The 15,054-nt window shown below is 61.2% G+C and carries 15 protein-coding genes; 9 read left to right on the forward strand and 6 right to left on the reverse strand.

What is annotated here, in order from left to right; genetic code table 11:
- Positions 1 to 17 precede the first annotated feature (17 nt).
- From ppk2 to K328_RS24015, 5 genes are all read left to right on the forward strand, one after another.
- Positions 18 to 809 carry a polyphosphate kinase 2 gene (ppk2, locus tag K328_RS24010; protein WP_051284896.1) on the forward strand — a complete coding sequence of 264 codons (792 nt, stop codon included), beginning with the start codon at positions 18 to 20 and terminating at the stop codon, positions 807 to 809.
- Positions 810 to 911: 102 nt separating this feature from the next.
- The gene (locus K328_RS0113465) at positions 912 to 2,093 is read left to right on the forward strand and encodes an acetyl-CoA C-acyltransferase (protein WP_028466419.1); all 1,182 of its coding nucleotides are present in this window, start codon (positions 912 to 914) and stop codon (positions 2,091 to 2,093) included.
- A gap of 12 nt (positions 2,094 to 2,105) precedes the next feature.
- Entirely contained in the window at positions 2,106 to 3,305 is a 1,200-nt protein-coding gene (locus K328_RS0113470; protein ID WP_028466420.1) for an acyl-CoA dehydrogenase family protein, read from the forward strand.
- A gap of 12 nt (positions 3,306 to 3,317) precedes the next feature.
- On the forward strand, positions 3,318 to 4,460 hold the full coding sequence (locus tag K328_RS0113475) for an acyl-CoA dehydrogenase family protein (RefSeq protein WP_028466421.1): 1,143 nt from the start codon (positions 3,318 to 3,320) through the stop codon (positions 4,458 to 4,460).
- A gap of 180 nt (positions 4,461 to 4,640) precedes the next feature.
- Positions 4,641 to 5,303: an HAD family hydrolase gene (locus K328_RS24015; protein ID WP_036554290.1), complete on the forward strand. Its 663-nt coding sequence runs from the start codon at positions 4,641 to 4,643 to the stop codon at positions 5,301 to 5,303.
- A gap of 219 nt (positions 5,304 to 5,522) precedes the next feature.
- Here the strand turns inward: K328_RS24015 and K328_RS0113485 are convergent, their stop codons facing one another.
- From K328_RS0113485 to petA, 5 genes are all read right to left on the reverse strand, one after another.
- Positions 5,523 to 5,981, reverse strand: a complete 459-nt coding sequence (locus tag K328_RS0113485) for a tetratricopeptide repeat protein (protein ID WP_084608302.1) — start codon at positions 5,979 to 5,981, stop codon at positions 5,523 to 5,525.
- A 48-nt stretch (positions 5,982 to 6,029) separates the two neighbouring features.
- Positions 6,030 to 6,917 carry an S-methyl-5'-thioadenosine phosphorylase gene (locus K328_RS0113490; RefSeq protein ID WP_028466423.1) on the reverse strand — a complete coding sequence of 296 codons (888 nt, stop codon included), beginning with the start codon at positions 6,915 to 6,917 and terminating at the stop codon, positions 6,030 to 6,032.
- 125 nt (positions 6,918 to 7,042) lie between these two features.
- A complete protein-coding gene (locus K328_RS0113495; protein ID WP_281169434.1) occupies positions 7,043 to 7,813 on the reverse strand; it encodes a cytochrome c1 in 771 nt (256 codons plus the stop codon).
- Entirely contained in the window at positions 7,813 to 9,069 is a 1,257-nt protein-coding gene (locus K328_RS0113500; protein ID WP_028466425.1) for a cytochrome b, read from the reverse strand. Before K328_RS0113500 ends, K328_RS0113495 begins: the two co-directional genes overlap by 1 nt.
- A gap of 12 nt (positions 9,070 to 9,081) precedes the next feature.
- On the reverse strand, positions 9,082 to 9,612 hold the full coding sequence (petA, locus tag K328_RS0113505) for a ubiquinol-cytochrome c reductase iron-sulfur subunit (protein ID WP_028466426.1): 531 nt from the start codon (positions 9,610 to 9,612) through the stop codon (positions 9,082 to 9,084).
- A 198-nt stretch (positions 9,613 to 9,810) separates the two neighbouring features.
- On the opposite strand from petA, the gene K328_RS24020 reads away from it, so the two are divergent.
- The 4 genes from K328_RS24020 to K328_RS0113525 all read left to right on the forward strand — a co-directional run bounded on the left by K328_RS24020 (position 9,811) and on the right by K328_RS0113525 (position 12,931).
- Positions 9,811 to 10,293, forward strand: coding sequence for a tRNA (cytidine(34)-2'-O)-methyltransferase (locus tag K328_RS24020; protein WP_036554293.1), 483 nt, complete (start codon positions 9,811 to 9,813; stop codon positions 10,291 to 10,293).
- Between the two features lie 316 nt (positions 10,294 to 10,609).
- On the forward strand, positions 10,610 to 11,224 hold the full coding sequence (locus K328_RS24025; RefSeq protein WP_051284897.1) for a TetR/AcrR family transcriptional regulator: 615 nt from the start codon (positions 10,610 to 10,612) through the stop codon (positions 11,222 to 11,224).
- Positions 11,225 to 11,364: 140 nt separating this feature from the next.
- Positions 11,365 to 11,931 carry a peroxiredoxin-like family protein gene (locus K328_RS0113520; RefSeq protein WP_028466427.1) on the forward strand — a complete coding sequence of 189 codons (567 nt, stop codon included), beginning with the start codon at positions 11,365 to 11,367 and terminating at the stop codon, positions 11,929 to 11,931.
- A 115-nt stretch (positions 11,932 to 12,046) separates the two neighbouring features.
- Complete coding sequence (locus K328_RS0113525) at positions 12,047 to 12,931, forward strand: lipid A biosynthesis lauroyl acyltransferase (protein WP_028466428.1); 885 nt, start codon at positions 12,047 to 12,049, stop codon at positions 12,929 to 12,931.
- Between the two features lie 39 nt (positions 12,932 to 12,970).
- On the opposite strand, the gene K328_RS0113530 is transcribed toward K328_RS0113525, so the two are convergent.
- Positions 12,971 to 14,818: an ABC transporter ATP-binding protein gene (locus K328_RS0113530; RefSeq protein WP_036554295.1), complete on the reverse strand. Its 1,848-nt coding sequence runs from the start codon at positions 14,816 to 14,818 to the stop codon at positions 12,971 to 12,973.
- Positions 14,819 to 15,054 lie beyond the last annotated feature (236 nt).

The following is a 15,054-nucleotide window of genomic DNA, read 5'->3' on the forward strand; positions in this document are numbered from 1 at the left end:
TCGTCCGGGAAGGACTTATGGGTAAGAAAGACAGCGGCCTCTCCAGAAAGGTCTACGAAAACGCGCTCTACGATCTACAGGTCGAACTTTGCCATCTGCAGGCTTGGTTCAAGGCCTCCGGCGAGCGTGCCATTGTCGTTTTCGAAGGGCGCGATGCCGCCGGGAAAGGCGGTGTGATCAAGCGAATCACCGAGTGGGTCAGCCCCCGGGTCTTCCGCACCGTCGCCTTGCCAACACCGACCGAACGGGAAAAAACCCAGCTCTACGCCCAGCGCTATATCCGGCACTTCCCGGCCGCCGGTGAGATCGTGCTGTTCGACCGCTCCTGGTACAACCGGGCCGGGGTTGAACGGGTGATGGGCTTCACCGATCAGTCCGCCGTCGAGAGGTTCCTTGAAAGCACAGTCCATTTCGAACGGGAGATCGTCTCGGAAGGCATCACGCTGATTAAATACTTCCTGCATGTCAGCAAGGATGAGCAGGAAAAGCGCTTCCTTGCACGCATGACTAATCCTCTCAAGCACTGGAAACTCAGCCAGATTGATCTTGAGTCCTATCGCCTCTGGGATAATTACACAGTCGCCTATAACGACATGATCAGCGCCACCCACACGCTTGAGGCGCCATGGTTCATCGTCGATGCGGACGACAAGAAACGCGCCCGCCTGAACTGTATTTCACATCTGCTCGCCCAGTTCGATTATGAGAGAATTCCATTCGAAGCACCGACCTTGTCCCCCCGCGAGCACCTGCCGGATGCCCCGCCGGGCCGGCCGCGCTTTGGCACAACGATCCAGGCGCCCTTCTGATCGCCATCAGTTTCGCCAAGCGAAATCGAATTTCGAAAAAAACTTGTCGGCCTCCCCGGCTGTTCGATATGACATAGGAAAAGAACTTGGGAGGAATGAAGAGTGAAAGAGGCAGTCGTCCTTTCGACCGCCCGCACGGGGCTGGCAAAATCCTTTCGCGGCGCCTTCAACGACACCCACGGCGCGACCATGGCCGGGCATGCGCTCGAACATGCCGTCACGCGCGCCGGGGTCGCACCGGGCGAGATCGAGGATGTAGTCCTCGGCTGCGGCCTGCCGGAAGCGGCAACGGGCAAGAATATCGCGCGGCTCTCGGCGATCCGCGCCGGCCTGCCGGTGACCGCCGGTGGCGTTACCGTAAACCGGTTCTGCTCATCCGGCCTGCAAGCCATTGCCATGGCGGCCCAGCGCGTCATCGTCGATGGCGTGCCGGTGATGGCGGCAGGCGGTGTTGAATCCATCAGTCTGACCCAGGCCAACCTGAACCAGACCCGGCTGGAAGAACCCTGGCTGATGGAGCACAAGCCCGAGCTCTATCATTCCATGATCGAGACAGCGGACCTGGTGGCCTCCCGCTACGGTGTCAGCCGCGAGGATCAGGACGCCTATGCCCTGAAGAGCCAGCAGCGCACGGCAGCGGCCCAGGAAGCCGGCAGGTTCGATGACGAGATCGTCCCGATCACCGTCGATAAGCTGGTGAAGAACAAGGAAACCGGCGACGTCAGCCGGGAGACCGTCACCCTGACGAAAGATGAATGCAACCGGCCCGGCACCACGCCGGAAGGCCTCGCCGGCCTCGCGCCCGTGCGCGGCGACGGGCATTTCATTACTGCCGGCAATTCCAGCCAGCTCTCGGACGGCGCGTCTGCCTGCATTATCATGGACGGCAAGCTTGCGGAGCAGCGCGGACTTGAGCCGCTCGGCATTTTCCGCGGCCTCGCCACCGCCGGCTGCGAGCCGGACGAGATGGGCATCGGCCCGGTCTTTGCCGTCCCGCGTCTGTTGGAGCGGACCGGCGTCAAGCTGGAGGATATCGGCCTCTGGGAGCTGAACGAGGCCTTCGCCTCGCAGGTTCTCTATTGCCGCGATAAACTCGGTATTCCGGACGAGATACTGAACGTGAACGGCGGCTCGATCTCGATCGGCCATCCCTACGGGATGACCGGATCGCGCATGGTCGGGCACGCACTGATCGAAGGAAAGCGCCGCGGCGCGAAATATGTAGTGACCACGATGTGCGTCGGCGGCGGAATGGGCGTCGCCGGGCTCTTTGAAGTGGCATAAGGGAGCAGGCAAATGGACTTGAATTTCACCCCGGAGGAACAGGCGTTTCGTGAAGAAGTACGCGCCTTCCTGCAGTCCGATCTTCCGGACGATATCCGGGCCAAGATGAAAGGCGGCAAACGCCTCGTCAAAGACGACTATTTCCGCTGGCACCAGGCGCTGTCCAAGCGCGGCTGGCTGGCTACGAACTGGCCGAAGGAATATGGCGGCCCCGGCTGGACGCCCGTGCAGAAGCATATCTTCGACGAGGAATGCTACTCCGCAGGCGGCCCGCGCATCCTGCCGTTCGGCGTGAACATGGTCGCCCCGGTGATCATGAAATTCGGCAGCCAGGAACAGAAGGACTATTATCTGCCGCGCATCCTCAACCTGACCGACTGGTGGTGTCAGGGCTATTCCGAACCAGGCGCCGGATCCGACCTTGCCTCGCTCCGCTGCAGCGCCGTACGTGAAGGCGATCATTATATCGTCAACGGTCAGAAGACCTGGACCACGCTCGGCCAGTATGCCGATCACATCTTCTGCCTGGTCCGCACCGATCCGGATGCGGCCAAGCCCCAGCAAGGCATCTCCTTCCTGCTGATCGACATGAAGACACCGGGCATCACAGTCCGCCCGATCATCCTGCTCGACGGCGAGCATGAGGTGAACGAGGTCTGGTTCGACGATGTGAAAGTGCCGGCCGAAAATATTGTCGGCGAAGAGAACAAGGGCTGGACCTACGCCAAGTACCTGCTCACCCACGAGCGGACCGGCATCGCCAATGTCGGCGCCTCCAAGGCGGCCATGCTGCACCTGAAGGCAATCGCCCGCGACCAGATGAAGAACGGCCGCCCGCTGATCGAGGACCCGCTGTTCCGCAACCGCCTGGCCAAGGTGGAAATCGACCTGATGGCACTGGAGATGACCAATCTCCGTGTGCTGGCCGAAGTCCAGTCCGGCGGCGCGCCAGGTCTGGAAAGCTCGATCCTGAAGATCAGGGGCACCGAGATCCGCCAGGAGCTGACCGACCTCGCCCGACGGGCCCTCGGCCCGTACGCGCTGCCGTTCCAGTCTGAAGCGCTCGACGGCGGCTTCAACGGAGAGCCTGTCGGCCCGGATTACGCGGCACCGAAGGCCCAGCAGTATTTCAACATGCGCAAGCTCAGCATCTATGGCGGATCGAACGAGATCCAGAAGAACATCATCGCCAAGGCCGGGCTCGGACTCTAAGGGATCAGGAACATGGATTTTTCGCTCAGCGAAGAGCAGCGGATGCTCAAGGACACGGTCGAGCGCCTGGTACGCGAGACCTATGATTTCGAAAAACGGCAGAAGATTGCCGACAGCGAGGAAGGCTTCTCCCGGGAAGTCTGGGGCCAGCTTGCCGAGCTCGGCCTGCTCGGCGTGCCGTTCCCGGAAGATTTCGGCGGCCTTGGCGGCGGCGGCATCGACCTGATGATCGTCGGCGAGGCGATGGGCCAGGGCCTGGTGGTGGAGCCCTATCTCGCGACCGTGGTGCTCGGCGGCGGGCTGGTCGAGCTGCTCGGCTCCGATGCCCAGAAGGAGGAGATCCTCGGCGCTGTGGTCGGTGGCGAGAAACTGCTGGCTTTCGCCCATGGCGAGCCGGATGGCCGGTACGAAACCGCCCATGTCCGCGCCACGGCCGAGAAAGTCGGCGGCGGCTGGAAACTCACCGGGCGCAAGTCCGTGGTGCTCAATGGCGGTGAGGCGGACACGCTGATCGTCTCCGCCCGCGTCAGCGGCGCTCATGACGACGAGGACGGCATCGGCCTGTTCCTGGTGGGCAAGGACGCGGCCAACCTGAAGCTGCACAGCACACCGGCCATCGACGGCACCCGTGTCGCCGAAATCGCACTCGACGGTGTCGAGATCGCCGAGGACGCTGTACTCGGCACGCCGGGCGCCTGCTTCCACGCCATCGAGGAAGTGCTGGCCCGCGCCGTCATCCTGCTCTCCGGCGAAGCGGTCGGCGCCATGAACATGGCGGTCGATACGACGGTCGAATACCTGAAGACCCGGAAGCAGTTCGGCAAGGCTCTCAGCCAGTTCCAGGTGCTGCAGCACCGGGCCGTCGAAATGCGGATCGCGCTGGAGGAAGCCCGGTCGCTGGCCATCCTGGCTGCCGCCCGTCTGAGCGAGCCCCGGGACGTGCGAGAGCTTGCGGTCAGCGCCGCCAAGTCCGGCATCGGCCGTCACGCCCGCTTTGTCGGCGAGCAGGCCATCCAGCTGCATGGCGGCATCGGTATGACCTGGGAAGTCCCGGTCGCGCATTACACCAAGCGGCTGGTCATGCTTGACCACCTGTTCGGCGATACCGACCACCACCAGGAACGCTTCGCCGCCCTCTCCGACGCGGCGGCTTAAAGCCGCGCTCTCCACACAAACCGTCATCCCGGCCGGAGAGCCGGGATGACGGAAACTGGGATGACGGTTTGGTGTGGAGATGACGGTTTTGTTTTAGCTTTCAGGCATCGGCCATCCAGCGGTGACAGCACCCTCTAAATTGCGTAGACCGAAGCTCCCTTCTCCTGACCGGAAGCACTCATGTTCTCCGCCATCATCTTCGACTGCGACGGCGTCCTCATCAATTCCGAGTCGATTCTCAGAGACTATTACCGGCGCTTTCTCGCCGGGCTTGGCCTAAATTACGAACCGCATGCCTACAGCCAGCACTTCAAGGGCAAGTCCTGGCCGCAATTCCAGGCGCTGCTCGAGGAAGAATATCGGGAGACCTTCGGCAGGCCGCTGCCCGAAGGCAGCTATGACGGCATCAAGAAAGGAACTTGGGCGGAATACCAGCGGTCGCTGAGCCCCACCGACGGCATCGACATTCTGCTCGGCAGCATCACCCGCCCGAAGGCTGTTGCCTCGAACAGCCATGCCGCGTCGCTTGAGCGTAAATTGCGCCATACAGGGCTTATCGAGCATTTCGCCCCGCACCTGATCTCCCTCGAAGACGTCGAAAACGGCAAACCGGCCCCGGACATGTTCCTCTACGCTGCGGAATGCCTCGGTGCCGCACCTCGGGAGTGTCTCGTCATCGAGGACAGCATGACCGGCGTCACGGCGGGTGCTGCGGCGGGCATGACGGTCTGGGGCTATGTCGGCGAAAGCGGCGGCGACCCGGACCTGCCGGACATGCTCCGGACGGCCGGTGCGAGCGAGATCTTCGCTCATCACGACGAGATCCGGCAGCGGCTTGGCTGAGTCATTTCCGATGCCTCACCTATGACGAACGAGAAGGCCTTCCCCAGGTCACTGCTTTCGCAGGGAATGAGGACCGGAGAAGATCCAGCCTCACTCAAAAACCCTCATCCTCGCCCTCATCCTCGCGAACGCGGGGACCCAGGGAGCCTAGGTCAGCTCGTCGGAACCGCTTGAAACCGGATTAGCAGGCAAAAGAGGTTGTTGGGATAAATCCCGGTACTACCCCAGTTCCATCTCCGCCATCGCGATGCGGGCGTCGTGGAAGCGCGGGTTCAGGGCGAGGCACTGCTCGTAGCAGGTCCGGGCGTGATCCTTGTTGCCGGCGGCAGCGTAGACCTGGCCGAGCGTGAACCAGGGATCCGGATCCGAGGGATTGAGGTAGATGGCCCGGTTGAGGGCACTGGCGGCGGGCTCAAGCCAGCCGGCCTGGAAGCAGGTCATGCCGAGCTGACGCTGGTGATCCGCATCCTCCGGGTCAAGCACGGCGGCCTGACCGATCAGCCGGGCCGCCTCGTCATGCCGGCCGTTCTGCATCGCCAGGATACTCTTGACGTGGAGCGAGCGCGGGCTTTCCGGCTGGTCTTTCGTGACCCGCCGATAAAGGTTCTCCAGCCGTGCCGTGCCGATGTTCACCACCCGCCCCACTCGGGACTGGCTGTCTTGCGAGGTCCGTTCCATGACGAGACCACCTTAACCTGCCTCAGCCGATAGCACCACAGGCGAGCGTCAGCCACCCAGCACGCGCCCGGCGACGGCATCCAGTTTGGCGACCAGTTCGGGATCGCGGGCTTCGGGGTGGGTGATCAGGGCGTACTGCAATGCGTTGTCGCCGCCCTGCTCGTCTACCTCCGGCCGCTTCGCCAGCATCGGCGCGACGGTACGGACCAGATCGCGGGCCTTCTCAGCGTTTCCGGTCAGCACCTTGATGACCTGCTCGACGGTGACACTGTCATGTTCCGGATGCCAGCAGTCGTAATCGGTAATCATGGCGACGGTGGCGTAAGGGATCTCTGCCTCACGCGCGAGTTTCGCCTCGGGCATGTTGGTCATGCCGACCACGTCACAGCCCCAGGAGCGATATAGCGTGCTCTCGGCGAAGGTAGAGAATTGCGGGCCTTCCATGCAGATATAGGTCCCGTTCACGCTGTACGGCAAACTGAGCTGCTTGCAGGCCTCCGCCAGCGCTGCCTGGATGCGTTCAGAGACCGGATGGGAGAACGAGACGTGCGCGGCGCAGCCGTCCGTGTAGAAGGACTTCTCGCGGGCGAAGGTGCGGTCGATGAACTGGTCGATCAGCACGAAATGGCCGGGCGCGTATTCTTCCTTGAGAGAGCCGACAGCGCTGAGCGAGATGATATCGGTCACCCCGGCCCGCTTCATGACATCGATGTTGGCGCGGTAATTGATCCCGCTCGGGTTCAGCTTGTGACCCCGACCGTGGCGCGGCAGGAAGACCAGTTTCTGACCATCCAGCTCTCCGAAGAGCAGCTGGTCCGACGGCGTGCCAAAGGGTGAGGACATCGTTTCCCAGCGCGTGTTGGAGAGGCCATCGATCTCGTAGATCCCGCTGCCACCGATAAAGCCGAGAACCGCGTCGCGCGTCAGTGCCGTCATGGGATGCAACCTTCCTGCAGAAACAATTCGGCTCTCTGCCTAGCGGATGGCCGCGTGCTTGCCAACGGCAAAAGAAAAGGCCGCGTCCAAAGACGCGGCCCTCTTAAAGAATATGCTCGCTCAGATCAGTGCACGTTGGCCCAGATCTTCCGCTTGGAGGCATAGAACAGGCCGCTGGCGACGATCAGGAACAGGATCACCGCAACACCGGTCCGCTTGCGCTCTTCCAGGTTCGGCTCGGACGCCCAGGTCAGGAACGTCGTCACATCCTTGGCCATCTGCTCGACAGAGGCTTTGGTGCCGTCCGCATAGGTCACGCCGTCCTCATAGAGCGGCTGTCCCATGGCAATCTGGAAACCAGGGAAGGCTTTGTTGTAGCTCATGCCTTCCGAGACATTAACGCCTTCCGGCGCCTCGCCGTAACCTGTCAGAAGACCGTAGATGTAATCCTCGAAACCAGCCCGCGCCTCGACGATGAGGGACAGGTCAGGCGGCAGCGCGCCGCCATTGCCGGCCCGCGCCGCGTTGTCGTTTGCGAAAGGCGCCACAAAGCGGTCAGACGGTGTGCCAGGACGGGTGAACATCTCACCTTCGTCGTTCGGGCCATCGACAACTTCATACTCGGCCGCGATCGCTTTCACTTCGGCTTCCGAATAGCCAAGGTCGGCCAAATTCCGGAAGGCGATGTAGTCCAGCGAGTGACAGGTCGCGCAGACTTCCCGGTAGACCTGGAGACCGCGCTGTGCGGCCGCCCGGTCGAAGGTTCCGAACAGGCCGGAGAAAGACCAGTCCTGCTTTTCCAGGTGAATGGCGTCACCGGCGGCGTGTGCAGCCGGACCATTCATGGCGAGGGCCGCGAATGCAACCGTCGCCGCGATCAGAGATTTCATACGCATTATGCTTTCTCCTTCGCGGCAGCAGGCGCGGCAGCGGGGCCACCAGAGCCGCCGAGCACGGACTCACTGATACTCTTCGGCAACGGTTTCGGTGTCTCGAAAATCGAGAGCAGCGGAAGCGCGACGAGGAAGTAGAAGAAGTAATAGACCGTCGCGATCCGGGACGCGGTGACGTACCAGCCTTCAGCCGGCTTGCCGCCGAGCCATGTCAGCGCGATGCAATCGACGAACAGCAGCCAGAAGAAGATCTTGAAGACCGGCCGGAAGCTGCCGCTGCGCACCGGAGACCGGTCGAGCCAGGGCAGGATGAACAGCACCGCAATGGCGCCGAACATGGCCAGAACCCCGAACAACTTGTCCGGAACCGCACGCAGGATCGCGTAGAACGGCAGGAAGTACCATTCGGGCACGATGTGCGCCGGCGTGACCAGCGGGTTGGCCGGAATGTAGTTGTCAGGATGGCCCAGGAAGTTCGGCGCGAAGAAGATGAAGAAGGCGAACGGGATCAGGAAAACGAAGAGGCCGAACGCATCCTTGACGGTGTAGTACGGATGGAACGGGATCGTGTCCTGTGGGCCCTTCACATCGATGCCCAGCGGGTTGTTCGAGCCGAAGCGGTGCAGCGCCACGATGTGCAGCACGACGACCGCGAAGATCACGAACGGCAGCAGATAATGCAGCGCGAAGAACCGGTTCAGGGTCGGGTTGTCGACCGAGAAGCCACCCCACAGCCAAGTGACAACATGCTCGCCGACGAGCGGGATCGCAGAGAACAGGTTGGTGATGACGGTGGCGCCCCAGAAACTCATCTGACCCCAGGGAAGCACGTAGCCCATGAAGGCGGTTGCCATCATCAGCAGCATGATCACCACGCCCAGCATCCAGAGCAGCTCACGCGGGGCCTTGTAGGACCCGTAATAGAGGCCGCGGAACATGTGGATGTAGACGGCGATGAAGAAGAAGCTGGCGCCGTTCATGTGGATGTAGCGGATCAGCCAGCCTGAATTGACGTCGCGCATGATGCGCTCGACCGAAGCGAAAGCGTAATCGACATGCGGCGTGTAGTGCATCGCAAGTGTGATGCCCGTAACCAGCATGATGACCAGCATGATTCCGGCCAGCGAGCCGAAGTTCCACCAGTAGCTGAGGTTCTTCGGGGTCGGATATTCATGCGCTTCATGGTGCAGGAAGCTGAAGATCGGAAGACGGTGATCAATCCACCGGACGACCGGATTGGTAAAATTAGCAGTGCTCATCGATCACGCTCCTCAACCGATTTTAATCGCGGTATCGCCGGTGAAGACATATGGCGGTACGGGAAGGTTCAGCGGAGCCGGACCTTTGCGAATTCGTCCAGAGGTGTCGTAGTGCGAACCGTGACAGGGGCAGAACCAGCCGCCGAAGTCGCCTCGCGCTTCCGTCGTTTTCTGCCCCAGCGGCACACAGCCGAGATGGGTGCAGATACCGATCAGGATCAGCCATTCCGGCTTCTCCGCGCGATCCGCGTCCGGTGTCGGATCCCGCAACTCGCCGAGATCGACATTATTCGCTTCTTCGATTTCCGCCGCCGTGCGGTGACGGATGAAGACCGGCTTTCCGCGCCAGACGACAGTGATCGCCATGCCTTCCTCGACCGCGGAGATATCCACCTCCGTGCTCGAGAGAGCCAGCGTGTCAGCCGCCGGGTTCATTTGATTGATGAACGGCCAAGCCGCCGCCGCGATACCAACCACGCCAACCGCGCCGCTGGCGACATTGATAAAGTCGCGCCGTGTCGCGCCTTCTTCTACCTCAGCCATTGTAAATCAGCACCTCTCGCCCACTTATTGATTCGTCAAGGAACTTATCTTGTCCCCCGCCGCTGTGAGTGCGACACAGGGTCGCGCGCTACAGGCAGGCAAAAGCTCTGCTCTGACGCTATTGCATCGTCCTATACTGCACCCAGAAACCAATTGCAAAGCCTCCCTAGTTTCCCCGCCAGCAATAGGCCCCTGCCCGTGCGAATTGCGCTCTATCAACCGGATATCCCACAAAACACCGGTACCATTCTCCGTCTTGCCGCCTGCTTTGGCTTTCCGGTGGACATAATCGAGCCCTGTGGCTTCGCCCTGAGCGATGCCCGGATGCGCCGTGCAGGCATGGATTATATCGATCATGTGGACTGGACGCGGCACAATTCGTGGGAGCGTTTTCTGGAGCAGAGAAGGTCAGGGCGCCTGGTCCTGCTGACGACGAAAGCAGACTCATCCCTGCAGGACTTCACATTCAAGGCGGACGACACACTCCTGTTCGGCCAAGAATCCGCCGGTGTGCCGGAAGAGGTTCACAACCGTGCCGATGCCCGCGTCGCGATCCCGATGCAAAGCGGCCTCAGATCACTCAACCTGGCGGTCAGCGCCTCCATCGCAGCCTGGGAAGCCCTTCGCCAGACAGGTTTTGGCCACGACGTCCCGCCTCATACAGGCGGAGACCTGGCCTAAGGTCTCCGGTCGCCAATCAATGCCAGCTGAGCGCCCGTTCAAGCTGCAACCACTGTGGGGAATCATGAAGTCGATATATTCTTCACCGGAGCGCCAAAAGGCGCCGCATAACCTTGTCTTCAAAGCATCTCGCAAACAAATCCAGCGCTTTCATTTTCACAACGCCAGCCATCCGCTTTTTCTAGTTAAAGAAAAGCGCTTTCGATTAACCATATTTTAGGCAAATCACATCATTCTTCTCGTTAGACCAGTCCAAACCCTCGGGCTACACCAGTCCAGAACTTGACATTCTTCACACAGCAACCATCCTGAAATCATGGCCAGACAAAAAGAATTCGATCAATCCGATGTCCTGCTGAAAGCCATGCAGGCCTTCTGGCGCCGCGGCTACGAGGCGACCTCCGTTCAGGATCTGGTCGATGCGACCGGCATCAACCGCGGCTCCATGTACGACACCTTCGGCGACAAGCGCGGGCTATTTCAGGCTGCGGTTGATTTTTACATTTCAAACGTCAGCGCCAAGCGCCTTTCCAAGATGCTGGAAACAGAATCGCCCCTGGTGGCGATCCGGACTTATTTTGAGGATCTGATTTCCTTTTCTGTGGGCGATGGCCGCAAGCTCGGCTGCCTGATTACGAACTCCGTTGTTGAACTTGCCCCGCACGACCCCACCATCGGCAAGACCCTTCGCGGCAGCTTCGCGCGGGTGGAAGATGTCTTCCACCAGACCCTGCTGCGCGCGCAGGACGAAGGCGAAATCCCCTCCCAGATCGATGCCCGGGCGATTGCCCGGTTCATGACAGCGACAGCGAACGGAATCCGCGTATTCGCCCGTGCCGACGCCGACGCAGAAACCTTGCGCGATGTGGTCAACAGCGCGCTGTCCGTGATCGAGGGTCGACACCCCGAACTGCCCGTCGCGGCCGAATAGAAGCCCCGAACAGAACCTTTGCGTCCATCACCGGATGATTTCCTTGGGACACGTTTTCTTGAGGAGAGGCTATTCGTTTTGAATTCTGGAACAATTGTTCCATATTCATGCTCATTAAATCCATCCACGGGAAAACATCCATGACTCAGCTTACCCCGCTCTTTCCGCGCCAACAGGTACCGGCCCTTTCCGTCAAAACACTCGACGGCGGGACCTGGAGCATCTCCGACGCGAAGCCCGAGAACTTCACGATGATCGTTGTTTATCGCGGCCTGCATTGCCCGATCTGCGGCATGTATCTGAAGGACCTCGACCGCAAGCTCGCGGATTTCAAGGAACGCGGCGTCGACGTGATCGCGCTTTCCAGCGACGATGAAGCCCGCGCCAAGCAGGCCAAGGACGACTGGAAGATCGAGAACCTCACACTCGGTTACGGGCTGACGCTTGAGAAGGCGCGTGAATGGGGCCTCTACATCTCTGCCGGACGCGGCAAGACCTCCGTCGGTATCGAAGAGCCGAAGCTGTTTGTCGAACCGGGCCTGTTCGTGGTCCGGCCGAACGGCGAGCTGTACTTCGCCAGCGTCCAGACAATGCCGTTCGCGCGCCCCGATTTCGCAGCAATCCTGAAAGCCCTCGATTTCGTTATAGCGAAAGACTATCCGGGTCGCGGCGAGATCGTCGACCACCTGGCACAAGCCGCCGAGTAACCGGACCTTTGGGGAAGTCGCCCAGCGGCTTCCCCGGCCTTGCCCTGGCAACACACCGCGCCTCCAGGCCCGAATTCCACTGGCACCGGCTCCGGCCTTGGGCTACTAGGGCAGCGTGACAAATCATCCGCTGAAGACACTCCGCTTCCGTCTCGAAGCCGCCCTCCTGGCGGTGCTGTTGTTCGTCGTGCGCCTGCTGCCTCTCACCGCTGCCTCCTGGATCGGCGGCAAGGTCCTGCAAATCGTCGGGCCTTTCCTGCCGGCGCACCGCACCGCCCGCAAGAACCTGGAGCGCGCCTTCCCGGAAAAGGACAGTGCCGAGATTGGCCGCATCCTGAGAGACATGTGGAATAATCTCGGCCGGACGGCCGCCGAATATCCGCACCACGATACAATCAAGGCCGAAGCCTCAGAGCGTCTGGAAGTGCATGGCGGAGAGCGGCTTGAGAATATCGCCGCCAATCCGCGCCCGGCCGTATTCTTCTCAGCCCATCTCGCCAACTGGGAAGTGCTGCCTATCGTCTCCGCCCTGCGCGACCTTCCGGTGAACCCGGTGTTCCGGAGTCCGAACAATCCCTATCTGAAAGATCTATTCGAGGCCCGGAGGCCTCACCCGGAGGTCGAACTAGTCGCCAAGGGGCCGCGTGCCGTGCGGGAGCTGATCAAGATCCTGAAACAGAACCGCTCCGTTGCCCTGCTGATCGATCAGAAGCTACGGGAAGGCATCCCCGTCAAATTCTTCGGGCGGGACGCGATGACCCCGAGCGCCTTCGCCGAGCTCGCCCAGATGCTCGATTGCGAGATTTATCCGACCAGGGTCGAGCGACTGCCGGGCGCCCGGTTCCGGGCAACCATTTACCCGCCGCTGGAAAAGCCTGACACGACAGACCGTAAAGAGGCCGTGCGCATCCTTACCCAGACGGCGACAGCCATGATCGAGGAATGGGTGCGGGAACGACCGTCGGAGTGGTTCTGGGTACACCGGCGCTGGCCCGATTAAGGCGCCTGACTCGCCGCTTCGCTTCTGGCGGGCTGATCCTTAGACCGCACGATCCCTGTGCGCGGCATCGCTAGGTCCGAACTGCAAGGCGTGCAGATGCGCATAGAGCCCGGCCTCGCCGATCAGCGCATCGTGGGTGCCGCTTTCAACCACACGACCGCCATCGAAGACATGGATCACATCCGCATGCTGAATGGTCGACAGCCGATGCGCGATGACGATGGTTGTCCGCCCCTTCATCAGGATCTTGAGGGCATTCTGGATCTGCCGCTCCGACTCGGTATCCAGCGCGCTGGTGGCTTCGTCCAGAAGCAGGATCGGCGCGTCCTTCAGAATAGCGCGAGCGATCGCAAGCCGCTGACGCTGACCGCCGGAGAGCTTCGTGCCCTGCTCGCCGATCACGGTTTCGTAGCCATCAGGCAATTCAGTGATGAAGCCATCCGCCGCCGCCGCCTTGGCCGCGGCCCGGACCTCCTCGTCACTCGCATCGAGCCGGCCGAAGCGAATGTTGTTGATGACGGAATCATCGAATAGCACGACGTCCTGACTGACAATGGCAAGCGCCTCGCGGACACTTTCGAGGGTCACGGTCCGGATATCGAGCCCGTTGACCATGACGCAGCCGTCCGCCGGATCGTAAAAGCGCGGGATCATGGAAAGCACCGTGCTCTTTCCAGCGCCGGAGGGGCCGACCAATGCTGTGACCTTGCCGGCCGGCGCCTCGAAACTTACGCCGTTAAGCGCGGCATCCGGCGCCATGCCGTCCTCAGCGGTCACATCCTCAGCCGGAGCCGTCGCGCCATAGGCAAAACGGACGGCATCGAACTTCACCGCACCGGCAGCCCGTGGCAGCGGTCCGGCACCCGGTGCGTCCTTGATCTTCGGTTCTTGATCAAGCAGAGCGAACACCCGCTGCGCTGCGGCAAGGCCCTCCTGGATATTGGTGGCGATCTTGCCGAGCGCCCGCATCGGCTGATACGCCATCAGAGTGGCTGCGATGAACGAGAAGAAGGCGCCGGGAGACGTATGCCCCTCGATCACGCGGGCGCCGCCATAGGCGATCACCGCCGCCACGGCGACACCGCCGAGGAAGTCGATGATCGGCTGCGGCGCGGCCTTCACTCGGATACCCCGGTAGTTCAACTGGAAGATCCGCTCCACCAACCCCTGGATCCGGCCGGTCTCATTCTCCTCCAGCCCAAAGGACTTGATCATGCGGATGCCCTGAAAGCCCTGGGTCAGCAGGGTTGTCATCGCGCCCATTTCTTCCTGCGTCTCGGCCGAGACGCGGCGCATCCGCTTGCCGAGCTGGCGGATCGGATAGGCGGAGATCGGGGCGACGATGAAGGTGATGCAGGCCAGCATCCACTCCTGATAAAACATCACGGCGACGAGGAAGATGACGGACAGGGTGTCTCGGCCGAGACCGACCAGGGCATTTGCCACCGCGTTACGCATTGCATTGATGTCGAACGTGAAATGCGAAATCAGGGTGCCGCTGTGCCGGTCCTGGAACAGGCCGAGATCGAGATGGATCAGATGCCGGTAGAGCCGGGCTTGGGTATCCGCGACAACCCGCTGGCCGACATAGCCGACGAGCACTTCCTGGATATAAGTCGCAACACTCTTCACGAAGAAGGTCGCGACGACGGCGCCGGCAACCAGCCACAGCACCGACAGATCCTTCTCGATGAAAATCTTGTTCACCATTGGATCCATCAGCCAGGCTGAGGCCGCAGTCGCGCCGGCAACCAGCACCATGCAAAGCCCGGCCAGGATCAGACGTCCCGTATAGGGCCTCACAAGATCGCGGACCACACGCCTCAGCAGTGAAATGCTGGCCTCGTCCGTGAGGCTGATTTTAGTCCGGTCAGGTTTATTAGCCATTCAGTCCAGTCCAAGCAATTCGGCGCTCTGCATATAGCATGGCACCGTCTGACCGCCACCGATTTGCACTGCCAAAATCGCGCCAATACCCACAATCCCGACCGGACCGTGTTGATTTAAATTCGGTATCCCGTACTATTACCGCCTTGAATTCAAATTCATCCGATCAATCGGATTGGCGCCTAACAAAGCAAGAATAATAATCGGCGCAACACTTTGGCAAAACAGGAGGCTCG

The organism is Nisaea denitrificans DSM 18348, from assembly GCF_000426505.1.
Taxonomy (GTDB): Bacteria; Pseudomonadota; Alphaproteobacteria; order Thalassobaculales; family Thalassobaculaceae; genus Nisaea; species Nisaea denitrificans.